The organism is Allobosea sp. UC22_33 (assembly GCF_042700715.1).
Classification (GTDB): domain Bacteria; phylum Pseudomonadota; class Alphaproteobacteria; order Rhizobiales; family Beijerinckiaceae; genus Allobosea.
In genome coordinates, this window is the sequence record NZ_CP170556.1 from 3,737,626 (window position 1) to 3,759,386 (window position 21,761).

24 protein-coding genes are annotated in these 21,761 nt (G+C 67.5%); 12 read left to right on the forward strand and 12 right to left on the reverse strand.

Annotated elements, in window-relative coordinates:
- Window positions 1–2: 2 nt before the first annotated feature.
- A complete protein-coding gene (locus ACFJGT_RS18250; protein WP_377840574.1) occupies window positions 3–1,385 on the forward strand; it encodes an MATE family efflux transporter in 1,383 nt (460 codons plus the stop codon).
- Here ACFJGT_RS18250 and ACFJGT_RS18255 read toward each other — a convergent pair.
- A complete protein-coding gene (locus ACFJGT_RS18255; protein ID WP_377840576.1) occupies window positions 1,382–3,178 on the reverse strand; it encodes an ABC transporter transmembrane domain-containing protein in 1,797 nt (598 codons plus the stop codon). The two genes, ACFJGT_RS18250 and ACFJGT_RS18255, sit on opposite strands and share 4 nt — an antisense overlap.
- A gap of 250 nt (window positions 3,179–3,428) precedes the next feature.
- On the opposite strand from ACFJGT_RS18255, the gene rpmE reads away from it, so the two are divergent.
- Window positions 3,429–3,665: a 50S ribosomal protein L31 gene (gene rpmE / locus ACFJGT_RS18260; protein WP_377840579.1), complete on the forward strand. Its 237-nt coding sequence runs from the start codon at window positions 3,429–3,431 to the stop codon at window positions 3,663–3,665.
- A 205-nt stretch (window positions 3,666–3,870) separates the two neighbouring features.
- Here rpmE and ACFJGT_RS18265 read toward each other — a convergent pair whose 3' ends face one another.
- The gene (locus ACFJGT_RS18265; protein WP_377840582.1) at window positions 3,871–4,401 is read right to left on the reverse strand and encodes a DUF1465 family protein; all 531 of its coding nucleotides are present in this window, start codon (window positions 4,399–4,401) and stop codon (window positions 3,871–3,873) included.
- A gap of 358 nt (window positions 4,402–4,759) precedes the next feature.
- Window positions 4,760–4,960 carry a DUF1192 domain-containing protein gene (locus ACFJGT_RS18270; protein ID WP_377840584.1) on the reverse strand — a complete coding sequence of 67 codons (201 nt, stop codon included), beginning with the start codon at window positions 4,958–4,960 and terminating at the stop codon, window positions 4,760–4,762.
- 149 nt (window positions 4,961–5,109) lie between these two features.
- Between ACFJGT_RS18270 and ACFJGT_RS18275 the strand changes: the two genes are divergently transcribed.
- Entirely contained in the window at window positions 5,110–6,108 is a 999-nt protein-coding gene (locus ACFJGT_RS18275; RefSeq protein WP_377840586.1) for an NAD(P)H-quinone oxidoreductase, read from the forward strand.
- Between the two features lie 193 nt (window positions 6,109–6,301).
- Window positions 6,302–7,033 carry a DUF1013 domain-containing protein gene (locus ACFJGT_RS18280; protein ID WP_377840588.1) on the forward strand — a complete coding sequence of 244 codons (732 nt, stop codon included), beginning with the start codon at window positions 6,302–6,304 and terminating at the stop codon, window positions 7,031–7,033.
- A 120-nt stretch (window positions 7,034–7,153) separates the two neighbouring features.
- Here ACFJGT_RS18280 and ACFJGT_RS18285 read toward each other — a convergent pair whose 3' ends face one another.
- A complete protein-coding gene (locus ACFJGT_RS18285; RefSeq protein ID WP_377840590.1) occupies window positions 7,154–9,085 on the reverse strand; it encodes a propionyl-CoA synthetase in 1,932 nt (643 codons plus the stop codon).
- 172 nt (window positions 9,086–9,257) lie between these two features.
- On the opposite strand from ACFJGT_RS18285, the gene ACFJGT_RS18290 reads away from it, so the two are divergent.
- Window positions 9,258–10,022 carry a sulfite exporter TauE/SafE family protein gene (locus ACFJGT_RS18290; RefSeq protein ID WP_377840593.1) on the forward strand — a complete coding sequence of 255 codons (765 nt, stop codon included), beginning with the start codon at window positions 9,258–9,260 and terminating at the stop codon, window positions 10,020–10,022.
- A gap of 281 nt (window positions 10,023–10,303) precedes the next feature.
- The gene (locus tag ACFJGT_RS18295; RefSeq protein WP_377840595.1) at window positions 10,304–11,932 is read left to right on the forward strand and encodes an acyl-CoA synthetase; all 1,629 of its coding nucleotides are present in this window, start codon (window positions 10,304–10,306) and stop codon (window positions 11,930–11,932) included.
- A gap of 110 nt (window positions 11,933–12,042) precedes the next feature.
- On the opposite strand, the gene ACFJGT_RS18300 is transcribed toward ACFJGT_RS18295, so the two are convergent.
- The 3 genes from ACFJGT_RS18300 to ACFJGT_RS18310 form a co-directional block, all read right to left on the reverse strand.
- Window positions 12,043–12,543, reverse strand: coding sequence for a YidB family protein (locus tag ACFJGT_RS18300; RefSeq protein WP_377840599.1), 501 nt, complete (start codon window positions 12,541–12,543; stop codon window positions 12,043–12,045).
- Between the two features lie 75 nt (window positions 12,544–12,618).
- The gene (locus ACFJGT_RS18305) at window positions 12,619–12,879 is read right to left on the reverse strand and encodes a GlsB/YeaQ/YmgE family stress response membrane protein (RefSeq protein ID WP_377840601.1); all 261 of its coding nucleotides are present in this window, start codon (window positions 12,877–12,879) and stop codon (window positions 12,619–12,621) included.
- 183 nt (window positions 12,880–13,062) lie between these two features.
- Window positions 13,063–13,251, reverse strand: coding sequence for a YdcH family protein (locus ACFJGT_RS18310; protein ID WP_377840603.1), 189 nt, complete (start codon window positions 13,249–13,251; stop codon window positions 13,063–13,065).
- A gap of 228 nt (window positions 13,252–13,479) precedes the next feature.
- Between ACFJGT_RS18310 and ACFJGT_RS18315 the strand changes: the two genes are divergently transcribed.
- The 5 genes from ACFJGT_RS18315 (at window position 13,480) to ACFJGT_RS18335 (ending at window position 16,903) form a co-directional block, all read left to right on the forward strand.
- The gene (locus ACFJGT_RS18315) at window positions 13,480–13,698 is read left to right on the forward strand and encodes a YdcH family protein (RefSeq protein WP_047580734.1); all 219 of its coding nucleotides are present in this window, start codon (window positions 13,480–13,482) and stop codon (window positions 13,696–13,698) included.
- Between the two features lie 99 nt (window positions 13,699–13,797).
- Window positions 13,798–14,298, forward strand: coding sequence for a 5-(carboxyamino)imidazole ribonucleotide mutase (purE, locus tag ACFJGT_RS18320; RefSeq protein ID WP_377840606.1), 501 nt, complete (start codon window positions 13,798–13,800; stop codon window positions 14,296–14,298).
- The gene (locus ACFJGT_RS18325; RefSeq protein WP_377840608.1) at window positions 14,295–15,401 is read left to right on the forward strand and encodes a 5-(carboxyamino)imidazole ribonucleotide synthase; all 1,107 of its coding nucleotides are present in this window, start codon (window positions 14,295–14,297) and stop codon (window positions 15,399–15,401) included. Before purE ends, ACFJGT_RS18325 begins: the two co-directional genes overlap by 4 nt.
- A gap of 170 nt (window positions 15,402–15,571) precedes the next feature.
- Window positions 15,572–15,805 (forward strand): 30S ribosomal protein S21, encoded by a 234-nt coding sequence (rpsU, locus tag ACFJGT_RS18330; protein WP_047579559.1) that lies wholly within the window; start codon window positions 15,572–15,574, stop codon window positions 15,803–15,805.
- Window positions 15,806–16,048: 243 nt separating this feature from the next.
- On the forward strand, window positions 16,049–16,903 hold the full coding sequence (locus tag ACFJGT_RS18335) for a tetratricopeptide repeat protein (protein WP_377840612.1): 855 nt from the start codon (window positions 16,049–16,051) through the stop codon (window positions 16,901–16,903).
- Window positions 16,904–16,921: 18 nt separating this feature from the next.
- Here ACFJGT_RS18335 and ACFJGT_RS18340 read toward each other — a convergent pair whose 3' ends face one another.
- Entirely contained in the window at window positions 16,922–17,854 is a 933-nt protein-coding gene (locus ACFJGT_RS18340; protein WP_377840621.1) for an alpha/beta hydrolase, read from the reverse strand.
- 86 nt (window positions 17,855–17,940) lie between these two features.
- Between ACFJGT_RS18340 and ACFJGT_RS18345 the strand changes: the two genes are divergently transcribed.
- Complete coding sequence (locus tag ACFJGT_RS18345; RefSeq protein ID WP_377840626.1) at window positions 17,941–18,204, forward strand: PilZ domain-containing protein; 264 nt, start codon at window positions 17,941–17,943, stop codon at window positions 18,202–18,204.
- Window positions 18,205–18,265: 61 nt separating this feature from the next.
- Here ACFJGT_RS18345 and ACFJGT_RS18350 read toward each other — a convergent pair whose 3' ends face one another.
- The 4 genes from ACFJGT_RS18350 to ACFJGT_RS18365 are packed head-to-tail and all read right to left on the reverse strand — an operon-like array spanning window position 18,266 to window position 21,592.
- Window positions 18,266–19,672: an NAD(P)(+) transhydrogenase (Re/Si-specific) subunit beta gene (locus ACFJGT_RS18350; RefSeq protein WP_377840629.1), complete on the reverse strand. Its 1,407-nt coding sequence runs from the start codon at window positions 19,670–19,672 to the stop codon at window positions 18,266–18,268.
- A gap of 5 nt (window positions 19,673–19,677) precedes the next feature.
- A complete protein-coding gene (locus ACFJGT_RS18355) occupies window positions 19,678–20,112 on the reverse strand; it encodes an NAD(P) transhydrogenase subunit alpha (RefSeq protein ID WP_377840631.1) in 435 nt (144 codons plus the stop codon).
- A gap of 18 nt (window positions 20,113–20,130) precedes the next feature.
- Complete coding sequence (locus tag ACFJGT_RS18360) at window positions 20,131–21,270, reverse strand: Re/Si-specific NAD(P)(+) transhydrogenase subunit alpha (protein ID WP_377840634.1); 1,140 nt, start codon at window positions 21,268–21,270, stop codon at window positions 20,131–20,133.
- A gap of 37 nt (window positions 21,271–21,307) precedes the next feature.
- The gene (locus ACFJGT_RS18365; RefSeq protein ID WP_377840637.1) at window positions 21,308–21,592 is read right to left on the reverse strand and encodes an aa3-type cytochrome c oxidase subunit IV; all 285 of its coding nucleotides are present in this window, start codon (window positions 21,590–21,592) and stop codon (window positions 21,308–21,310) included.
- Between the last annotated feature and the right edge of the window lie 169 nt (window positions 21,593–21,761).

Here is a 21,761-nt window from a genome sequence, read left to right on the forward strand (position 1 = left end):
CCATGGACGCGCGTACCAGACTCCTGCTGGAAGCCCCGGTCGGGCCGACGATCGTCCGCCTCGCCCTGCCCAATGTCGCGGTGATGGTGGTGCAGGCCTCGATCGGCCTGATCGAAACCTATTTCGTCGCCAAGCTCGGCATCGATTCGCTGACCGGCATGGCTTTGGTCTTCCCGCTCCTGATGCTCCTGCAGATGGTCGCCGCCGGCGCGATGGGCGGCGGCATCCTCTCCGCAATCGCGCGAGCGCTCGGCTCCGGCAGTCGCGAGGAGGCCAACGGCCTGGTCTGGCACGCCGTCGCCATCACGATCCTGCTCGGCGCTGCCGTGACCGTGGCAGCGCTTCTCTTCGCCCCTCGCCTGTTTACCGCGATGGGCGGACGCGACGGCTCGCTCGCTGCCGCGGTGATCTACGCGAACCTGGTCTTCGCCGGCGCGATCCCGATCTGGCTGTTCAATTCGCTCGCAGCCGTCATCCGCGGCACCGGCAACATGGCTTTCCCGGCGACGGTGATCATCGTCGGCGCCTTTGTGCTGATCCCGCTCTCGCCGATGCTGATCTTCGGCTATGGCCCCCTGCCCCATCTCGGCGTCGCCGGCGGCGCGGCGGCGATCCTGCTCTATTACAGCGTCGGAACGGTGGTCTTCGCCGCCTATATCTGGTCAGGCCGCGGCGTGCTCAAGCCGTCGCCGCTGCCGCCGCGCCTATCGTGGCCGCCGCTCCGCGACATCCTGCGCGTCGGCGCGCTGTCCTCGCTGGTCAGCGTCTCGACCAACCTGACCGTCGCGATGGCGACCGGCCTCGCCGGCTTGGTCGGTCCGGCGGCAGCCGCCGGCTATGGCACCGGCGCGCGCCTGGAATATCTCCTCGTGCCGCTGGTCTTCGGCCTGGGTGCGCCCACGGCGGCGATGGTCGGCACCTGCATCGGCGCCGGCAAACGTGAGCGCGCCCTGAAGGTTGCCTGGACAGGCGCCATCATCGCCGGCCTGATCACCGAGGCGATCGGCATCGCGGCTGCCCTGATGCCGGAAGCCTGGCTTTCGCTCTTCGGCGACGATCCGCAGATGATTGCGGTAGGCTCGGACTATCTGCGCATCGTCGGCCCGACCTATGGCTTCTTCGGCTTCGGCCTGACGCTTTATTTCGCTTCGCAAGGCGCGGGCCGCGTCGGCTGGCCGGTTCTGGCCGCGGCGCTGCGGGTCGCGATCGCGGCCGGCGGCGGCTGGTTCGCGGTGATCGTCCTCGGCCACGGCGGCGGGCTTTTCGTCGCGCTGGCGGCCGCACTGGTGACCTATGGCATCGCCAACGGCGTCATCGTCGCCAGCGGCTCATGGTTCCGGGTTCCGCGCCCGCGCCCGCGCCTCGCAGCAAGCCAGACGACCTAGGCGGCCTCCAGCCCGAACTGCAGAGCCGCCAGCCGGGCATAGAGCCCGCCCCGCGCCTTGAGCTCGGCATGGCTGCCTTCCTCGACGATGCGCCCGTCCTCCATCACGAGGATGCGGTCGGCCGAGAGGATGGTCGCCAGCCGATGCGCCACCACCAGCGTGGTGCGGCCCTGCATCAGCCGGTCGAGCGCGTCCTGCACCGCCCGCTCGCTTTCGGAATCGAGCGCCGAGGTCGCCTCGTCGAGCAGCAGGATCGGCGCGTCCTTCAGGATCGCCCGCGCGATGGCGAGGCGCTGGCGCTGCCCGCCGGAGAGCGTCACGCCGCGCTCGCCGACCACCGTCTCGTAGCCATCAGGCAGGGCGCGGATGAATTCGTCGGCCGCCGCAAGCTTCGCCGCAGCCTCGACCTCGTCCTGCGAGGCACCGGGGCGGCCATAGGCGATGTTGTCACGCACCGAGACGCCGAACACCGTCGGCTCCTGCGGCACCAGCGCGAAACGCTCGCGCCAGACCTCCGGATCGGCCTCCGGCCCGGCGACGCCGTCGACGACGACGCGCCCGTCCTGCGGATCGTAGAAGCGCAAGGCCAGTTGCAGCACCGTGCTCTTGCCGGCTCCGGACGGCCCGACCAGCGCGATCCGCTCGCCCGGCCGAACCGAGAAGTTCAGGTTCGACAACGCCGGGCCGACGCGGCCGGGATAGCTGAACGAGACGTTCTCGAAGGCGAGCTCGCCGAGCGAAGGCGCCGGCATCGACTTGGGATGCGGCGGCGCGGCGATGGCCGGCTTCAGTGCCAGGATCTCGCCGAGCCGGCTGGAGGCGCCGGCGGCGGCGCTGATATCGCCATAGACCTCCGAGAGCTGGCCGAGCGAGCTCGCGGCCAGCACGGCATAGAGGATGAACTGCGACAGCCGCCCGCCGGTCATCCGCCCGTCGAAGACCTCGGTCGCGCCGACCCAGAGCACGCAGACCACGCTGGCGCTGACCAGAAAGATCGCGACGCCGGATAGCAGTGCGCGCGAGGCCGTGGCCTCCCGCGAGGCCGCATAGGCGCCGTCGGAGGCCGCCTCGAACCGCGCCGAGCTCTGGCCGGCAGCGCCGAAGGACTGCATCGTGCGGATGGCGCCGACGGCTTCCGCCGCGAAGGCCGAGGCGTCGGCAAGCCGGTCCTGCGCTGCCCGCGAGCGCCGCCTGACCGAGCGGCCGGACAGGACCAGCGGAATCACGATCAGCGGGATAACGCCGATGACGATCGCGGAAAGCCGCGGGCTCGTCGCCACCATCATCGCCAAAGCCCCCAGCGCCATGATGGCGTTGCGCAAAGCGATCGAGGCGGTCGAGGCGAAGGTCGACTTGATCTGCGTAGTATCGGCGGTGAGCCGCGAGACGAGATCGCCGGCGCGGCTCGAATCGAAGAAGGCCGGCTCCAGCCGGGTCAGGTGGCGGAAGACATCGGCGCGCAGCGAGGCGACGATGCGCTCGCCCACCGTCATCACCAGATAAAAGCGCGCCGAGCTCGCCAGCGCCAGCACGCCGACGACGCCGATCAGCAGAATGAAATAGCTGTTGGCAAGCTGCTGTTCGCCGCCGGTGAAACCGACATCGATGACGCGTCGCACCGCCAGCGGCAGCGCCAGCGTCGCCAGCGAGGCGACGACCAGGGCGATGAGCGCGAGCGCAATCCGGCGCTTCTGCGCCCGCGCATAGGGCCAGAAGGTCGCGAGCGAGCGGAAATCGGGCCGGGCCTTCTTGTCGTTCTTGTCAGCTTCGGCCACGCACGGGGACTCCTGCATCTCGCGCACGCGTCGTGCGCGCTCTTTCAACTAATATCAAATCTGCCCCGGTGAAGCCGATCGGGACGGGCTTGGCAAACGACGCAACGCCGCAGGGGAGCCCTCCGGGAGTGCGTCGCGCTTGCGCTGAAGCGCCGGCTACGATATGTGCACGCAAATTCACGACAGGCTCATCCGAATTCTTTCGACGGGCCGGGCAGGCTCGCCTGCTTGTCGATGCGCCCGTTTTTGTAGCTCCGAGGATTTCGTCATGGCCAAGGCCGGCATCCACCCCGATTACCACTCCATCAAGGTCGTCATGACCGATGGCACCGAATATGCCACCCGCTCGACCTACGGCAAGGAAGGCGACACGCTGAACCTTGACATCGACCCCAAGACCCACCCGGCCTGGACCGGCGGCACCCAGCATATGCTGGACCGCGGCGGCCGCGTCTCGCGCTTCAACTCGCGCTTCAGCGGCATCGGCGCCATCGGCAAGAAGTGATGCTGCGGCGCTCCGGCGCCGCCGTCATTGATCTCGAACAAAAAACCCGGCCTCACGGCCGGGTTTTTTGTTTTCGTTTCTCGCTCCGTCATGCTCGGGCCTGACCCGAGCATCCCAGGAAGGAAAGGCGCCCCATTCGGCCTGAGATTCTCGGGTCTGCGCTTCGCTCCGCCCGAGAATGACGTCAGCCCTTCGAAGACGCTGTTCAGCGCCCGAAACCCAGCCGCGCTTCCAGGCTGGCAAGCTGGTTCAGGACGGGATTCACGCGCTCGCGGACGGTGGGCGCGCCCGACATCTGGCCCTCGAGATGGCGGATGCGCTCCTGCAAACGGAAGGAATGCGCCATCAGATCGCGCAGCCGCTCCGGCAGTTGCGCGACGATATGCGCGGCCGGCGCCGGCATCGGGTCGCCGATCTTGACCTTGTTATGCTCGGTGCGGGCCTGCTCGGCGGTGAGCTCGCCTTCCGCCACGGCCCGCTGCACCAGCAGCCAGGATGCGATCTGCATCAGACGGGTCGTCAGGCGCATGCTCTCGGTCGCGTAGGTCAGCGAGGCCTCGCGCGGCAGGGCAGCAGAGTCCTTGCGTCCGTCCCCGTCGAGATAGCTCGCCGTCTGCTCGACCAGTCCCATGCCCTCGCGAAACAGCAGCATGAAGGCATCGGAGCGCACGAAACCCCGTGCGAAGGAAATCGCGCCCTCTTCCGTCTGCGGATCGAGCAACTGGGCGTCGTTCATGGATGTCTCCCATCGGCACAAACCCGTGCGCCTCTGGAACGCGTCACGGATATGGTCGCCGATGTCGCAAGGATAACGCCGATCATGGTTTCCGGCGCCGGTAAGGTGCCGTTAACCTTAACGAGGCTAAACCGCTGTGGCGACAACAAGGCAGGCGGGTCCACAGGACATCGCGACCGGCCGGACGCAGGGGAACGCGCAGACAAAAAAAGAGCCGCCAAAGGCGGCTCGAAGGTCAACAGGGAGGCGTCAAACAGAGTGGGCAGGAGCCACTCGACATCCAGACAAACTGGATGATGCGATTCATACTTTGGAATCATTAACGCCCGGTAAACGGGCGTTTCTTTTTGACGCTTTTTCAGGCCGGCTTGCGGAAGAACGCGTCCGCCGCCGAGCGCGAGGCATCCTTGCGCGATCGCGTCTCGATCAGGCGCTCGATCTCGGCCTTGAGCGCCGCGATGCGCTCGTCGATCTCGGTCAGGGACAGCGTCGACAGGTCCTGCCCGATCTCGTGCACGCTCTTCGGCTTGGGGCGATCGTCCTCCGGGAATATCGACATGGCGGCCTCGCATCTGCTCAAACTGCGCGCGGCACGCTAGAGCATTGCGCGAGAAAGTGGGAACCGGTTTTTCGCAGGGAGCAATGCTCCAAGCGAACACTCAGTTTCGACCGCAGTCACGCTGCGACGCACCAATCAAGGACGAACCCATGACCAACCTTCCCGAGATGATGACGGCGATCGGCATGGCGGCGCCCGGCGGCCCCGACGTTCTCAGGCCGGAAACGCACCCGGTCCCGAAGCCCGGCCCCGGCCAGGTCCTCGTCGCCATCGCTGCCGCCGGCGTCAACCGTCCCGACGTCCTGCAGCGCCAGGGCGGCTACAACCCGCCGCCCGGCGCCTCCGACATCCCCGGCCTCGAATTCGCCGGCACGGTGGTGGCGCAAGGCGAAGGCGCCAATCGCTTTCCCGTCGGCGCGGCCGTCTGCGCCCTCGTCGCCGGCGGCGGCTACGCCGAATATGCCGTGGTCGACGAGAGCAATGCCCTGCCCGCGCCCAAGGGGCTGACGCTGACCGAGGCCGGGGCGATCCCCGAGACCTTCTTCACGGTCTGGAACAATGTCTTTCAGCGCGGCCGGCTTCAGGCCGGCGAGACTTTCCTCGTCCATGGCGGTTCGTCCGGCATCGGCACGACGGCGATCCAGCTCGCCAAGGCCTTCGGCGCGACCGTCATCGCGACCGCCGGCTCCGACGAGAAATGCGCCGCCTGCCGCGAGCTCGGCGCCGACCACGCGATCAACTACCGCACCGAGGATTTCGTCACCGCTGCGAAGGCCATGACCGGCGGGCGCGGTACCGACCTGATCCTCGACATGGTCGGCGGCGACTATATCGACCGCAATTACGAGCTGGCGGCCGATCAGGGCCGCATCGTCCAGATCGCCTTCCTCAACGGGCCGAAGGCCACCGTCAATTTCAGCCGCCTGATGCTGAAGCGCCTGACCCATACCGGCTCGACCCTGCGCCCCCGCACCGTGCCCGAGAAGACCGCCATCGCCGCCGAGCTGCACGCCAAAGTCTGGCCGCTGCTGGAAGCCGGGCGCTGCAAGCCGCTGATCCATGCTACGTTCCCGCTGGCCAAGGCTGCGGAAGCCCATCGCCTGATGGAGTCGAGCGCCCATATCGGCAAGATCGTGCTGACGGTCTGACCGGCTTCGATCACGCTGCTTTTCATGGACACTTGCCCTGCCCTCGCCTATAAGGCGCGCCATCCTGCTCATCGTCGATGATTTGGATGGCCGGCCGGGGAGGCCGGTCGGCGCATGAGAGCTATTGTCCGCGACCCTGCCTTTATGAGCCCCCAGCGAGCGGCGGCGCGAAGGCGAAGAGGAGACCGTCCCCGTGTCACAAACCCCGCTGATGCCCAAGGCCACCGCGGTCTGGCTGGTCGAGAACACCTCGCTGACCTTCGAGCAGATCGCCGAGTTCTGCAAGCTGCACCCGCTCGAGGTGCGCGGCATCGCGGATGGCGAAGTCGCCGCCGGCATCAAGGGCCTCGACCCGATCACCTCCGGCCAGCTCACCCGCGAGGAGCTGGAGCGCGCCGCCAAGAACCCGAACCATCACCTCAAGCTCGCCGAGCGCAAGGTCAAGGTGCCGGAGATCAAGCGCACCAAGGGCCCGCGCTACACCCCGGTCTCGAAGCGCCAGGACCGCCCGAACGCCATCCTCTGGCTGCTGCGCAACCATCCCGAGCTCAAGGACGCGCAGGTCATCCGCCTGATCGGCACGACCAAGTCGACCATCGCGCAGATCCGTGACCGCACCCACTGGAACGCCCAGTCGCTGACCCCGATCGACCCGGTCAGCCTTGGCCTGTGCTCGCAGATCGACCTCGATTTCGAAGTCGGCCGCGCCTCCAAGGACCGCCCGGCCGCGCTGGCCGAGGCCGGCTCGACCCTGCTCACGGTGGAAGAAGCGATCGCTCCGGAGCCCGCGCGCAACGAGAGCCAGCCCTTCGCCGACATGAGCCGGCCGAAGCGCGAGGAAGAAGCGGCGATCGACGTCGACTCGGTCTTCGCCAAGCTGAAGCAGCTCAAGCGCCCGGCCGACGAAGACGACGACGAGGGCTGAGGCTCTCGTTAGCCGTCATGCTCGGGCTTGACCCGAGCATCTCGGAAACCAGCGCCCACTCGCCTTGAGTTTCTCGGGTCGAAGCTTCGCTTCGCCCGAGAATGGCGGCATGGACGCGAACTACCCGATCCCCCTGCCCTTCAGCGCAACGCCGATCTCGCCGAGCACCGAGATATCCTCGATCGTCGCCGGCACGGCGTAATCCTCGCCATCGGCGATCTTCTTTATCGTCGCCCGCAGGATCTTGCCGGAGCGCGTCTTCGGCAGCCGGGCGACCGTCAGCGCGAGCTTGAAGGCCGCGACCGGCCCGATCCGCTCGCGCACCAGTGCGACCAGCTCCTTCTCGACCTGCTCGGGCGTCACGGTCGCTCCCGCCTTCAGCACGACGAACCCGCAGGGCTGCTCGCCCTTGAGCGCGTCGCGGATGCCGACCACCGCGCATTCCGCCACGGCCGGATGCGCCGCCAGCACCTCTTCCATCCCGCCGGTCGAGAGCCGGTGGCCGGCGACATTGATGATGTCGTCGGTGCGGCCCATGATGAAGACATAGCCGTCCGCATCGATGAAGCCGGCATCCGAGGTGTTATAATAGCCCGGATAGGTCGTGAGATACGCTTCCTTGAAGCGCGCATCGTCGTTCCACAACGTCGGCAGCGCGCCCGGCGGCAAGGGCAGCTTCAGCACGATCGCGCCCATCTTGCCCGCTTCGACCGGCCGCCCGCCCTCGTCGAGGCACTGCACGTCCCAGCCCGGCAGCGGCACGGTCGGCGAGCCATGCTTCACCGGCAGCAGGCCGAGCCCCATGGGATCGCCGACGATCGGCGAGCCGCTCTCGGTCTGCCACCAATGGTCGATGACGGGCACCCCAAGCATCGCCTCGGCCCATTTCAGCGTCTCGGGATCGGCCCGCTCGCCGGCGAGGAACAGCGCCCTGAAGCGCGAGAGATCGTGCCCGGCGAGGTGCTTGCCCTCCGGGTCCTCCTTGCGGATGGCGCGGAAGGCGGTCGGCGCCGTGAACAGCACCTTCACCCCATGCTCGGCGATCACGCGCCAGAAGGCGCCGGGATCGGGCGTGCCGACCGGCTTGCCCTCGTAGAGCACGCTGGTCGCGCCTTGGATCAGTGGCGCATAGACGATATAGCCGTGCCCGACGACCCAGCCGACATCGGAGGCGCAGAACATCACCTCTCCCGGCCCGACGTCGAAGAGCTGGTCCATCGTCGCCTTGAGCACGACCATGTGCCCGCCATTGTCGCGGACCACGCCCTTGGGCTTACCCGTCGTGCCGGATGTGTAGAGGATATAGAGCGGGTCGGTGGCGGCGACCTCGACGCACTCCGCCTTGCGCCCGGCGGCCTTCGCGGCAGCGACCAGCGTGCGCCAGTTCCTGTCGCGGGTGACATGCATCGAGGCATCGGCCTGCGGCCTCTGCAGCACGACACAGGCCTGCGGCTTGTGCCTGGCCATCTCGATCGCGCCGTCGAGCAGCGGCTTGTATTCGACCACGCGCGTCGGCTCGATGCCGCAGGTCGCGGTCAGGATGACCTTGGGCTCGGCATCGTCGATGCGGGTCGCAAGCTCCTTGGCCGCGAAGCCGCCGAACACCACCGAATGCACGGCGCCGATCCGCGCGCAGGCCAGCATCGCGAAGGCCGCCTCCGGCACCATCGGCATGTAGATCAGGACGCGGTCGCCCTTGCCGACGCCGAGATCCTGCAGGACGGCGCCGAGCGTCGCGACCTCTTCCAGCATCTGCGCGTAGGTGTAGCTCGTCTTGGTCCCGGTGACCGGGCTGTCATGGATCAGCGCGACCTGCTCGCCGCGCCCGTCCCGGACATGCCGGTCGAGCGCGTTGAAGCAGGTGTTGCACGTCGCGTCCGGGAACCAGCGGCCATAGATGCCGGCGGCCGGATCGAAGGCCTTTTCAGGCGGCTTGATCCAGTCGATCGCCTTGGCCATGTCGAGCCAATAGGCATCCGGATCGGCCTGCCAGCGTGCATAGGTCTCGCGATAGCCTTCGGAGCGGGCGGGCGCCGCATGGGAGCCATTCATCGGAAGCGTTCCTCTGCGCCGGGTTTCAGCCTAAAGCCCCACGGCGAGCCGGCGATGGCGGGGCTGGTTTTGCGCGAACCCTGCGCTCTTCCCCGCGCCCGACGCAAGCGCGCAGCCTTAAGACTTTCGCCGATCCCGATCTGCATTTCCCGGCCCTGCGACGCAGTACCACATGCCCTTCGACCTGCTCTTCTTCGCCGCCATGGTGCCGGCCGTCATCCTGACCGGCCTGGCGAAAGGCGGCTTCTCGGGCATCGGCCTGCTCTCGCTGCCCTTGATGGCGCTGGTGGTCTCGCCGGTGACGGCCGCCGCGATCATGCTGCCGCTGCTGATCGCGCAGGATGTCGTCTCGGTCTGGTCCTACCGGCGCGATTTCGACCGCCGCAACCTCGCGACGCTGGCGCCCGGCGCCCTGCTTGGCATCCTCGTCGGCTATCTCCTGGCAGCGAAGGTCTCGGACGCCGCCATCGTGCTGGCAGTCGGGTTGATCTCGGTCGGCTTCGCCTTGCGCCGCATGCTGAGCGACGGCCGAAAGCCGGCGGTCGCGACGCGAGCGAACTGGAGCGCCGGCAGCCTCTGGGGCTTCCTCTGCGGCTTCACCAGCATGGTCGCCCATGCCGGCGGCCCGCCCTTCCAGATCTATGTCATGCCGCAGAAGCTGAAGCCTGCCGTCTTCGTCGGCACCGGCGCGGTCTTCTTCGCCGCAATGAACCTGGTGAAGCTCGTGCCCTATCTCGCGCTCGGCCAGCTCAACGGCCAGAACCTGCTGGCCTCCGCCGCGCTGCTGCCCTTCGCCGTCGCCGCGACCTTCGCCGGGGTCTGGCTGGTCAGGCGCGTACCGCCCGAACGCTTCTACGGGATCGTCTACTGGCTCCTGCTGCTGGTCGGCACGAAGCTCGTCTATGACGGCCTGCAAGGTCTCCATCTTCTCGGCTGAGGAACCACGCCGTCATTCCGGGGCGCCCCGCAGGGGCGAGCCTGGAATCCAGAACCGACGCCCGCCGAATGTTTGCCGTTCGATCCGACACCACCTTCTGGATTGGCGACATCGGCTCTGGGTTCCGGGCTCGCCCCTGCGGGGCGCCCCGGAATGACGGCCCGTTTCTGGCACTCCGCAAGCTGCATGGCCACGCGATTGCGCCGCATCGGAAAAAGGGATGGATTACACGGGAGCGCGCCAGCCGCTAAGGCTTCCGGCGCTTGCGAGGAAGGCTCCCGATGACCCGTTCGGCTTATGACATCGATCTCGACCGCAACCCGGCGAATTATCAGCCGCTGACGCCGCTCGCCTTCCTCGAGCGTGCGGCTTCGGTTTTCCCGAACCGCACCGCGATCATCCACGGGCCTCTGCGCCGCTCCTATGCCGAGTTCTATGCCCGCTCGCGCCGCCTCGCCTCGGCGCTGGCGAAGCACGGCGTCGGTAAGAACGACACGGTCGCTGCGATGCTGCCGAACACGCCGGCCATGCTCGAATGCCATTACGGGGTGCCGATGGCGGGCGCCGTCCTGAACACGCTGAACACACGGCTCGACGCGGCGATCATCGCCTTCTCGCTCGACCATGGCGGCGCGAAGGTTCTGATCACCGATCGCGAGTTCTCTAAGACGATCAAGGAGGCGCTGACGCTCTGCAAGGCGAAGCCGATCGTCATCGACTATGACGACCCCGTCTATGACGGCCCCGGCGAGCGGCTGGGCCAGATCGCGTACGAGGATTTCATCGCCTCGGGCGATCCGGATTTCGACTGGCTGATGCCTGGAGACGAGTGGGACGCGATCGCGCTCAACTACACCTCCGGCACCACCGGAGACCCCAAGGGCGTGGTCTATCACCATCGCGGCGCCAACCTGCTGGCGACCTCGAACGTCATCACCGGCAATATGGGCCGGCACCCGGTCTATCTCTGGACGCTGCCGATGTTCCACTGCAACGGCTGGTGCTTCCCCTGGACGATCTCGATCGTCGCCGGCACCCATGTCTGCCTGCGCCAGGTCCGCGCCAAGGCGATGTACGACGCGCTCGCCGACCATGGCGTCACCCATCTCTGCGGCGCGCCGATCGTGATGTCGGCGCTGCTCAACGCCACGCCTGAGGAGCGCCGCGACTTCCCGCAGACGGTCTCCTTCTTCACCGCCGCAGCCCCACCGCCGGAGGCCGTGCTCGCCGGCATGAAGCAGGCCGGCTTCGAGGTGACGCATCTCTACGGGCTGACCGAGTGCTACGGCCCCTCCGTCGTCAACGACTGGAACGACGATTGGAACGCCCTCTCGCCGGCCGAGCAGGCCGCGAAGAAAGCCCGCCAGGGCGTGCGCTACCCGGCGCTCGAAGGGCTCGACGTGCTCGATCCCGAGACGATGCAGCCCGTCCCGCGCGACGGCCAGACGCTCGGCGAGGTGATGATGCGCGGCAATGTCGTGATGAAGGGCTATCTCGGCAACCGGAAATCGACCGAGGCCGCCTTCGCGGGGGGCTGGTTCCACACCGGCGATCTCGGCGTGCGCTATCCCGACGGCTATATCCAGCTCAAGGACCGCTCGAAGGACATCATCATCTCCGGCGGCGAGAACATCTCGTCCATCGAGGTCGAGGATGCCCTCTACAAGCATCCGGCCGTGCAGGCTGCCGCCGTGGTCGCCCGCCCCGACGAGAAATGGGGCGAGACGCCCTGCGCCTTCATCGAATTGAAGCCCGGCAAGACCGCGACCGAGGCCGAGATCATCGCCTGGTGCCGCGAGCAGCTCGCGTCGTTCAAGTGCCCGCGCACGATCGTCTTCGCCGAGGTGCCGAAGACCTCGACCGGCAAGATCCAGAAGTTTCGTCTGCGCGAGATGGCGCGGGCGCTCTGAACCCGCGCGTCATGCTCGGGCTTGACCCGAGCATCTCGGAAACCAGTGTCTTCTGGTCCTGAGATTCTCGGGTCGAAGCTGCGCTTCGCCCGAGAATGACGGGAGTGCCCTCAAGCCCCGGCGCGATCGAGCCGCCCGTTCGGCGTGAAGCGGTCGACGGCCTCCGGCAGCACCTGCGACAGCCTGTCGAGCAGCTCATCCCGCGACAGGCCCGTCCGGCTTGCGATCGCATCGATGACCTGCGGGCCGAGTGCCTGCTCGAGGTCGTTGGGCGCGACGTTCTGGTTCGGGCCCTGTTGAACCCACGAATCGACCTTTTCGCCATGGCCCGACTGCCTGAAGCGATCGGCGAGCTCGCCGAGGCCGCCATTCAGCATGCCGCCGACGCCGCCGGCGCCGAGCAACCCACCAAGGCCACCGAGCAGCCCGCCATCGCCCTGCGGTGCGGCACCTGCCTGGCCCGGCTGCGTCACAGGCGCCTGCCCCGGTTCAGGTTGGCCTCGCCCGCCCAGCCATTCCGAGATCTTGTCGCGGTTCTGGTAGCCGGCGACGGCGAGAAGCCCGAGAAGGGCGGTAAGGGATGGGAAACCGCTGCTGTTGTCGTCACTCACGGCAATCACTCCATCTGGGAGAAAGGACCGGCCCGAGAAGCGGGATGAGTTCGGGCCGGTGCGGAAAGCTCAGGGTCAGACCGCGCGGTTTCGGCCGGCGATCGCGCCCCAGACGACGAGCACGACGATGGCGCCGACAACCGCGCCGATCAGCCCGGCGCCCTGACCCGGCGCGTACCAGCCGAGCGACTGGCCGAGATAAGTCGCGACGAAAGCGCCGATGATCCCGAGAATGGTCGTCAGGATGAAGCCGGAGGGCTCGTTGGAGCCCGGCATGATGAACTTGGCGACGACGCCGGCGATGAAACCGATGATGATGGTCCAGACGATGCCCATGACGATCTCCCCCGCGCGATGCGCGCCCGGCCTCAACCGGCCATCGCGACAGAAGTTCCCCCTGATTTGTGTCATTCCGTTGACCGAGCGTTTCCCCAGGCCCGCCAACGAAAAACCGGCCCTTTCGGGCCGGTTCATCCGTAACCTTCATTCTGGTCTGCAGGCCGCTTTGGCCTGCCGGGCTCAGTGCAAGGTTCGCTCCGGCATGGTCATCCGTACGCGTTCGATCTCATCCTTCAGTTGCAACTTTTTCCGCTTCAGCTCGGCAAGGCCGAGGTCACTCGAAGACGGACTCGCCACTGCCTGGGCGATGGCGTCCTCGAGCTGGCGATGCTTGCGCTCAAGTTCCGCAAGACGGGTCTGCAACGACATCTGGATCCTCCTGATGAGCGGTTGACGACTCAATCTGGCATAGAGCCGGCTTCACGTCTTCCCCGTGCCGTCACACGGCATTCATGAGATTCTGTGATCGTGACCGGTCCGTTTCCGGAAAGCCGTGAATAGATGGCTTCCCTATGCCTGCGCCGCCTCGCCTGGACTTGCAGGACGCCGGGCGGCACGCGCATAGTCGCCCCCGATCAAGGCGATGATGAGATGCCCATGGGATTCGAGCTCAGCCCCGAAGAGGTCGAGACCTTCACCTCCGAACTCGCGCGGCTGCGCGAGGAGCACCGCGATCTCGACAGCGCCATCGACGCGCTGGAGCGCGTCGGCTCGATCAATCAGGTCCAGGTCCAGCGCCTGAAGAAGCGCAAGCTCTACCTCAAGGACCGCATCTCCCAGATCGAGGACGCGCTGACGCCCGATATCATCGCCTGACGCGGCGTTTTCCGGCGGCCTGAAGCCGATTCGCCCTTGCTTCTCCAGCACCGGCCGGTCTAGATCGCGCGCTTCCGGAGCCGAGCCCGAGCGCATTCCATGGCAGCCAGCAGCCCCCCCGTCGCCATCATCATGGGCAGCCAGTCCGACTGGGCGACGATGCGTCATGCGGCCGAGGCGCTCGACACGCTCGCCATCCCCTATGATGCCCGCATCGTTTCGGCCCACCGCACGCCGGAGCGGCTCTTCGACTTCGCCAAGGGCGCCAAGGCCGAGGGCTTCAAGGTGGTCATCGCAGGGGCCGGCGGCGCGGCGCATCTGCCGGGCATGACGGCCTCGCTGACGCCGCTCCCGGTCTTCGGCGTCCCCGTCGAATCGAAAGCCCTCTCCGGACAGGACAGCCTGCTCTCGATCGTGCAGATGCCGGCCGGCATCCCGGTGGGCACGCTCGCCATCGGCCGGGCCGGCGCCGTCAACGCCGCCCTCCTCGCCGCCGCCGTCCTCGCCCTCTCCGATGCCGGGCTCGCCGAACGGCTCGACGCCTATCGCGCCCGCCAGAGCGCCGGCATCGCCGAGCGCCCCAACCGGGACGACGCATGAACCCTCCCGTTCCGACCGGCCTCGCGCCCGGCGCCATGCTCGGCATCCTCGGCGGCGGCCAGCTCGCCCGGATGATGGCGCTGGCCGCCGCCGATCTCGGCATCCGCTGCCATATCTTCGCGCCCGAGGCCGATAGCCCGGCCTTCGACGTCGCGGCGCGCCACACCGTCGCGGAATACGAGGATGAGGAGGCGCTCGCCCGCTTCGCCGATGCCGTCGACGTCGTCACCTACGAGTTCGAGAACGTCCCGGCCGCGACCGCCGCCTTCCTTGGCGCGCGGGTGCCGCTGCATCCGGGCGCGCGGGCGCTTGCGGTGACGCAGGACCGGCTCAGCGAGAAGCGCTTCGTCTCCGAGCTCGGCCTTGCGGTCGCGCCGTTCCGCGCCGTCGACACGCTGGCCGATCTCGAGGCCGCCGCCGCCGAGCTCGGACGTCCCTCGGTGCTGAAGACCCGCCGCTTCGGCTATGACGGCAAAGGCCAGGTCAAGATTGCGCCGGGCAGCGACCTCGCCGAGGCCCATGCAGCGATCGGCCGCTTCCCCGCGATCCTCGAAGGCTTCGTCTCCTTCGTACGCGAGGTCTCGGTCGTCGCGGCGCGCGGGCTCGACGGCTCCTTCGCCGCCTTCGACGTCTGCGAGAACGAGCACCGCGACCACATCCTCGCCTTTACCCGCATCCCGGCGAATCTTTCCGAAGGCGCTTCGCGGCAGGCAATCGATGCCGCCCGCCGCATCGGCGAGGCACTCGGCTATGTCGGCGTCTTCACCGTGGAACTGTTCGTGCTCGAGGCCGAGGGCGACCTCGCCGAGCGCGTCGTCGTCAACGAGATCGCCCCGCGCGTCCATAATTCCGGGCACTGGACCAGCGAAGGCGCGCAGACCTCGCAGTTCCACCAGCATGTCCGCGCCGTCTGCGGCTTCCCGCTCGGCTCGACCGCCCGGCGTGGCCGCGTCGAGATGGAGAATCTGATCGGCGCGAGCGCGCTGCGCTGGCGCGAATTGCTGGCCGAGCCCGGCGCGCATCTGCATCTCTACGGCAAGCGCGACGCCCGCCCGGGCCGCAAGATGGGCCATGTCACGCGCGTCACGGACGAGCGCGCTTGACCATCCGGCCGGCCCCCATGCCCGAACTGCATGCGGCCCCGCATTTTCAAGGGATCGCGGCGTGGACAGCCGAAATGAATTCTGCTATCGGCACGCATCTTCGCGCGGTGGGCTCTGCCTTATCGCCGGCCCAAATTTCTGGATCAACCCGCTAAGGACGGACGTTTCACGTGCAGGTTCTCGTTCGCGACAACAATGTCGATCAGGCGCTCCGCGCCCTCAAGAAGAAGATGCAGCGCGAGGGCATCTTCCGTGAGATGAAGCTTCGTGGTCATTACGAGAAGCCTTCCGAGAAGCGCGCTCGCGAATCGGCCGAGGCCGTCCGCCGCGCCCGCAAGCTCCAGCGCAAGAAGCTCCAGCGCGAGGGCCTCCTGCCCGCGCCGGTGAAGCCCAAGCGCCCCTGATATCCTCCTGGCGGTCCGCAAGGGCCGCCACGACAGGCCCGATAGCGATTCGCGCCCGGAGCCCGCTCCGGGCGCGTTGTGTTTTCAGCGACGTTAACCAAGTTTTGGCGGGTTTCGGGCGTTTTCTCCGATAGGGCGCTGCGGTTGGGGAGCGCGATCACGCCGCGACAGCCGAAAGACCGGCCATCTCCCGAAATCGGGGGGCATCGCGGCAGGCGAGGCACGGAACCGATGAGGCAGAGCATGATCCGAGGCAGTAACTGGTTGGCCGCAGCCGGCATCGCGCTGGCGCTCGCGGGGTGCGACACCGTCTCCAATCTCGGCTCCCAGCCCGCCGTCGCCGAGCTCGACACGCGCGACACCGCCGATGCCAGCGTCAATATCGGCTCGCTGAGCGACGTCATCTCGCGCAACCCGAACGATCCCGGCGCCTACAACACCCGCGGCGCGGCCTATGCCCGCGTCGGCCGCTTCTCGGATGCGATCGGGGATTTCACCAAGGCGGTGCAGCTCGATCCGAACCTCGCCTCGGCCTACACGAATCGCGGCCTCGCGCTGCGACAGAGCGGCCGTGCCGATTCGGCCCTGGCCGATTTCAACCGCGCCACCACCGCCAATCCGAACTATGCACCGGCCTATATCGCGCGCGCCAACCTGCTGCGCCAGCAGGGCAACAGCCAGCAGGCGCTGGCCGATCTCAACACCGCCATCCGCCTCAACCCGGAATCGGCGGAAGCCTTCCATGCCCGCGGCCTCGTCTACCAGAAGGAAGGCCAGCATCAGCATGCCGTCACCGATTTCGACTCGGTGATCGATCGCAACCCCTACACGGCCCCGCCCTATATCGCGCGCGGGCAGAGCCTGAACGTCCTCGGCAAGTACGACGCCGCGCAGGAAGACTTCACCGCCGCGCTCAATGTCGACAATCGCAATGCCGATGCCTGGGCCGGCCGCGGCTTCGCCTTCGAGAAGCTCGGCAAGAAGGCCGAGGCCTCCGAAGCCTATCAGCGCGCGCTCGCCATCGACGGCAACAATGCCCAGGCCCGTGCGGGATCGTCACGCCTGGGTGGCGGTGGCGGCGGCTTCTTCCGGAGCTGACCCGAACAGAGGGCGCCGTCAGGAACGCGCGCCCTCCCCGATCGTCCGACTCTCCGCTCCCGCGATGGCGCCCGCGACGACATCCGCCAGGAAGCGCCTGATCTCGCCGATCGATCCGTAGCGCGGCAGGTCCGAATGCCGCCCCGCCGGAAAGCGCAGGAAGCGTTTCGGCGCATTCGCGAGCTCATAGAGCTGCAGCCCCTGCGCGAAGGGGATGACCTGGTCGCGTTCGCCATGCAGGAAGAGCAGCGGCGCCCGGACCCGGGCGATGACCGCGTCGGAACGGAACTGGTCCTTCATCACCAGGCCGAGCGGGAGGTAGGGATAGAGCCCCTGCGCCACCGCCAGGGTCGAACGATAGGGCGCCTCCAGAACCACCGCCTGGAGCGGCACCTCCGCAGCCAGCTTCAGCACCACGCCGGTGCCCAGTGACTCCCCATATCCGATCAGCTGTCCCGCACCGAAACGCGCCGCGGCGGCGCCATAGGCCGCCCTTGCATCCTGCAGCAGCCCCTCCTCGCTCGGCATGCCGGTGGAGCCGCCATAGCCGCGATAGCTGACGGCGAAGAGCCCCGTGCCATCCTCGGTGAGCCCCCGGAAGCGCTCGATCCGCCCGGTGCGCCCGAGATTGCCGGCATTGCCGTGAAAGTAGAGAACGACAGGCTTGCCGGCGCGCGGCGGCACCACCCAGGCGACGAGCCTTTCGCCATCGGCCGTGGCGACGCTCACCTCCTCGGCGGCGGCCAACCCGGCCGAGGCGATCTTGGCCCGTGCCGGATCGCGCGGATACATCATCTCGCGCTGCCTGGCATAGAGCGTCGCCAGCACGCCGAGATAGGCCAGGAGGCAGCCCAGGGCCAGAAGCTTGAAGATCCGATACATGCCCGTGCCGTTTCGTCCCGAGATCACCTGAAGCGCCAGTCGAACACCTTTCCGGACGTGAAACGTCATGTCCGGACAACTCTCGTGCCGGCTTTAAGCCGGCGGAAAGCTCTTGCGCCAATCTTGGCCGCACAATGGCAAGGGGGATTGCACCGATGATGGCAGCAACGGAGTACAAGCATGTCGACCGCCCGGCACGCTGGGACTGCACGGCCGACATCACCGTGGTCGACCATGCCGGGCGCGAGCTTTTCGCCAGGCTCGGAAACATCTCGGATGCGGGCTTCATGGCCGAGGCGGAGGAGACCGTCCTCGTCGGCTCGATCGTCAGCGTCGAGCTGCCCGATCGCGGCGAGGTGCGCGCCGAGGTCCGCTGGTCGAACGGCTGGCGCTTCGGCTGCCTGATCCTGGCGGCCTGAGACCGGCGATCAAACCATAAGCCAGCGCCGGTTCCGGGCGGCAGAACCGCCCGGGTCGATCTCAGTGCGCCATCGCCTTGACGATCTCGTCGGTGACCTTCTTGGCGTCGCCGAAGAGCATCATGGTGTTGGGGCGAAAGAACAGCTCGTTCTCGACGCCGGCATAGCCCGCCGCCATGCCGCGCTTGATGAAGAGCACGGTCTTGGCCTTCTCGACATCGAGGATCGGCATGCCGTAGATCGGCGAGGACTTGTCGGTCTTGGCGGCCGGGTTGGTCACGTCGTTGGCGCCGATGACGAAGGCGACGTCGGCCTGGCCGAATTCCGAGTTGATATCCTCGAGCTCGAAGACCTCGTCATAGGGCACGTTGGCCTCGGCCAGCAGCACGTTCATATGGCCGGGCATGCGGCCCGCGACCGGATGGATCGCGTATTTGACCTCGACGCCTTCCTTCTTGAGCAGATCCGCCATCTCGCGCAGCGTGTGCTGCGCCTGCGCCACCGCCATGCCGTAGCCCGGCACGATGATGACCTTGGCGGCGTTCTTCATGATGTAGGCGGCGTCGTCGGACGAGCCCTGCTTGACCGGGCGGGCCTCGACCGCGCCGCCCGCGCCCGCCGCGGCATCGTCGCCGCCGAAGCCGCCGAGGATGACGGAGATGAAGCTCCGGTTCATCGCCTTGCACATGATGTAGGACAGGATCGCGCCAGACGAGCCGACCAGCGCGCCGGTGATGATCAGCGCCATGTTGCCGAGCGTGAAGCCGATGCCGGCGGCAGCCCAGCCGGAATAGGAATTCAGCATCGAGACGACGACCGGCATGTCGGCGCCGCCGATCGGGATGATCAGCAGCACGCCGAGCACCAGCGAGACCGCGACGATCATCCAGAAGACGGTGTGGCTCTCGCTCTTGATAAAGACCGCGAGCAGCACCACGAGCGCGATGCCGAGCCCGATATTGATGCCATGACGCTGCGGCAGCATGATCGGCTTGCCGCTCATCCGCCCGTCGAGCTTGAGGAAGGCGATGATCGAGCCGGTGAAGGTGACCGCGCCGATGGCGACGCCGAGCGCCATCTCGAACAGGCTGGCGCCCTTGATCGAGCCGGTATGCCCGATGCCGAAGGCCTCGGGCGCATAGAGCGCCGCCGCCGCCACCAGCACGGCGGCAAGGCCGACCAGCGAGTGGAAGAAGGCGACGAGCTGCGGCATCTGCGTCATCTGCACGCGCTTGGCCATGAAGGCGCCGATGCCGCCGCCGATCGCGATGCCGAGCATGACGAGCAGCCAGCCGGAGAAGCCGGACGGCGGGAAGAACACCACCGTCGTGACGATGGCGATCGCCATGCCGATCATGCCGTAGCGGTTGCCCTGCCGCGAGGTCGTCGGGTGCGACAGGCCACGCAGGGCCATGATGAAGAGGACGCCGGAGACGACGTAGAGCAGGGCTGACAGGTTCGCGGCCACGGCGATCAGCCCTTCTTCTTGTACATCGCGAGCATGCGCTCGGTGACAAGGAAGCCGCCGAAGATGTTCACCGAAGCCAGGATCAGCGCGAGGAAGCCGAAGACCTTGGCCCAGATCGGCCCGTCGCCGAGCGCAGGCAGGGTCTCGACGCCGACCGCCAGCAAGGCGCCGACGACGATGACGGAAGAGATCGCATTGGTGACCGACATCAACGGCGTATGCAGCGCCGGCGTCACCGACCAGACGACATAATAGCCGACGAAGACGGCGAGCACGAAGATCGCGAGGCGGAAGACCGTCGGATCGACGCCGCCGGTCGCGATGCTGGCCGCGGCCGCGGCCTGGTCGGCATAGCGTTCGGCGAGCTCGGCCGCCTGTTTGGCAAGCGCCGCCGCGTTGCGGGCCTGTTCGAGAGCCTGTTCGGTGGAGGGAGTTGCCATGGTCGGAATTCCTTACGCTCAGGCCTTCGGCGCGAAATTCGGATGGATGACGGCGCCGTCCTTCGTCAGGGCGGTCGCCTTGACCAGCTCGTCGTCCCAGTTCACCGCGAGCTTCTTCTCGGCCTTGTCGATCAGCGTCTCGACGAAGGCGAAGAGGTTCTTGGCATAGAGCGCCGACGAGGTCGCGGGCAGGCGGCCGGGCACGTTGAGATGGCCGACGATCTTGACGCCGTTATCGGTGATCACGACTTCGCCGGGCTTGGCCAGCTCGCAATTGCCGCCGCGCTCGACCGCGAGGTCGACGATCACGGAACCAGGCTTCATGCTCTCGACCATCGCCGCCGAGATCAGCTTCGGGGCCGGACGGCCCGGAATCAGCGCGGTGGTGACGACGATGTCCTGCTTGGCGATGTGGCTGGCGGTCAGCTCCGCCTGCTTCGCCTGGTACTCCCCGGACATCTCCTTGGCGTAGCCGCCGGCGGTCTGCGCCTGCTTGAACTCCTCGTCCTCGACGGCGAGGAATTTGGCGCCGAGCGATTCGACCTGTTCCTTGGTGGCGGGGCGCACGTCGGTCGCGGTCACGATCGCGCCGAGGCGGCGTGCCGTCGCGATCGCCTGCAGGCCGGCGACGCCGACGCCCATGATGAAGATGCGCGCCGCCGGCACGGTGCCGGCCGCCGTCATCATCATCGGCAGCGCCCGGCCATACTCGGCGGCACCATCGATCACCGCACGATAGCCGGCGAGGTTGGCCTGCGAGGACAGCACGTCCATCACCTGCGCGCGGGTGATGCGTGGCATGAATTCCATCGCGAAGGCAGCGACATTGGCCTTGGCCAGCGCCGCGACCTGCGCCTCGTTGCCATAGGGGTCCATCGTCGCGGCGACGAGCGCGCCAGCCGGCAGACCGGCGATCTCGGCCTCGCCCGGACGGCGAACCTTCAGCACGATGTTCGCGCCGGCGAGCGCCTCCGCCGCCGTTTTCGCGATCGCCGCGCCTGCTGCCTCATACTCCGCATCGAGAATGCCGGAGGCTTTGCCCGCCCCCGTCTCGACCACGACCTCGGCCCCGAGGCCCTTGAACTTGCGGACGGTCTCCGGCGTCGCTGCGACGCGGGTTTCCGCCCCCTGCGTTTCGGCTGGGACAGCAATGCGCATGGCGAGGACAGGCCTTTCCGGCGTTATAGGGAGACGGTCAGAGCAGGAGCAGCGCCAGCAGCATCAGCACGAGGGAGACGAGGGGCGCGCGCCAGGAGATCGAGGGGGCGGCGATGCCGACGCCCGTGCCGAGAACGGCGAGCAGCGTGCCGATCAGCGCCGTGCCCCAGGCATGCTTGGTGCCGCCGACGGCGAGCGCCGTGACGATAGCCAGGCAGGCCACCGTCCCGACTTCGGCGAAATGCACGAAACCGGTATAGGTCCGCTCATGCTCGGGATAGTCCATCGCGGGGGTTTCGGCGTGATGGGCGTGGTCGGCCATGGTCTCGATCCTGAAAAAGACACAGTCTCTCTAAGCCTGTAGCGCACCCGCGACGCACGGGCAACGCGGCAGCTTGCGGCAACCGTGGAGTATGGCGTCGCAGCCAGCACCACCTGTCTCTAGCGCAGGAAAAAGCGATTTTCAATCGATTTAGATAGAGGAATTTTCC

Excerpts from the sequence above, each read along its gene's own strand:
- ACFJGT_RS18250 (WP_377840574.1), top strand. The coding sequence starts at position 3 with ATGGACGCGCGTACCAGACTCCTGCTGGAAGCCCCGGTCGGGCCGACG.
- ACFJGT_RS18255 (WP_377840576.1), bottom strand. The coding sequence starts at position 3,178 with ATGCAGGAGTCCCCGTGCGTGGCCGAAGCTGACAAGAACGACAAGAAG.
- rpmE (WP_377840579.1), top strand. The coding sequence starts at position 3,429 with ATGGCCAAGGCCGGCATCCACCCCGATTACCACTCCATCAAGGTCGTC.
- ACFJGT_RS18265 (WP_377840582.1), bottom strand. The coding sequence starts at position 4,401 with ATGAACGACGCCCAGTTGCTCGATCCGCAGACGGAAGAGGGCGCGATT.
- ACFJGT_RS18270 (WP_377840584.1), bottom strand. The coding sequence starts at position 4,960 with ATGTCGATATTCCCGGAGGACGATCGCCCCAAGCCGAAGAGCGTGCAC.
- ACFJGT_RS18275 (WP_377840586.1), top strand. The coding sequence starts at position 5,110 with ATGACCAACCTTCCCGAGATGATGACGGCGATCGGCATGGCGGCGCCC.
- ACFJGT_RS18285 (WP_377840590.1), bottom strand. The coding sequence starts at position 9,085 with ATGAATGGCTCCCATGCGGCGCCCGCCCGCTCCGAAGGCTATCGCGAG.
- ACFJGT_RS18290 (WP_377840593.1), top strand. The coding sequence starts at position 9,258 with ATGCCCTTCGACCTGCTCTTCTTCGCCGCCATGGTGCCGGCCGTCATC.
- ACFJGT_RS18295 (WP_377840595.1), top strand. The coding sequence starts at position 10,304 with ATGACCCGTTCGGCTTATGACATCGATCTCGACCGCAACCCGGCGAAT.
- ACFJGT_RS18305 (WP_377840601.1), bottom strand. The coding sequence starts at position 12,879 with ATGGGCATCGTCTGGACCATCATCATCGGTTTCATCGCCGGCGTCGTC.
- ACFJGT_RS18310 (WP_377840603.1), bottom strand. The coding sequence starts at position 13,251 with ATGTCGTTGCAGACCCGTCTTGCGGAACTTGAGCGCAAGCATCGCCAG.
- ACFJGT_RS18315 (WP_047580734.1), top strand. The coding sequence starts at position 13,480 with ATGGGATTCGAGCTCAGCCCCGAAGAGGTCGAGACCTTCACCTCCGAA.
- purE (WP_377840606.1), top strand. The coding sequence starts at position 13,798 with ATGGCAGCCAGCAGCCCCCCCGTCGCCATCATCATGGGCAGCCAGTCC.
- ACFJGT_RS18325 (WP_377840608.1), top strand. The coding sequence starts at position 14,295 with ATGAACCCTCCCGTTCCGACCGGCCTCGCGCCCGGCGCCATGCTCGGC.
- ACFJGT_RS18335 (WP_377840612.1), top strand. The coding sequence starts at position 16,049 with ATGATCCGAGGCAGTAACTGGTTGGCCGCAGCCGGCATCGCGCTGGCG.
- ACFJGT_RS18340 (WP_377840621.1), bottom strand. The coding sequence starts at position 17,854 with ATGACGTTTCACGTCCGGAAAGGTGTTCGACTGGCGCTTCAGGTGATC.
- ACFJGT_RS18345 (WP_377840626.1), top strand. The coding sequence starts at position 17,941 with ATGATGGCAGCAACGGAGTACAAGCATGTCGACCGCCCGGCACGCTGG.
- ACFJGT_RS18355 (WP_377840631.1), bottom strand. The coding sequence starts at position 20,112 with ATGGCAACTCCCTCCACCGAACAGGCTCTCGAACAGGCCCGCAACGCG.
- ACFJGT_RS18360 (WP_377840634.1), bottom strand. The coding sequence starts at position 21,270 with ATGCGCATTGCTGTCCCAGCCGAAACGCAGGGGGCGGAAACCCGCGTC.
- ACFJGT_RS18365 (WP_377840637.1), bottom strand. The coding sequence starts at position 21,592 with ATGGCCGACCACGCCCATCACGCCGAAACCCCCGCGATGGACTATCCC.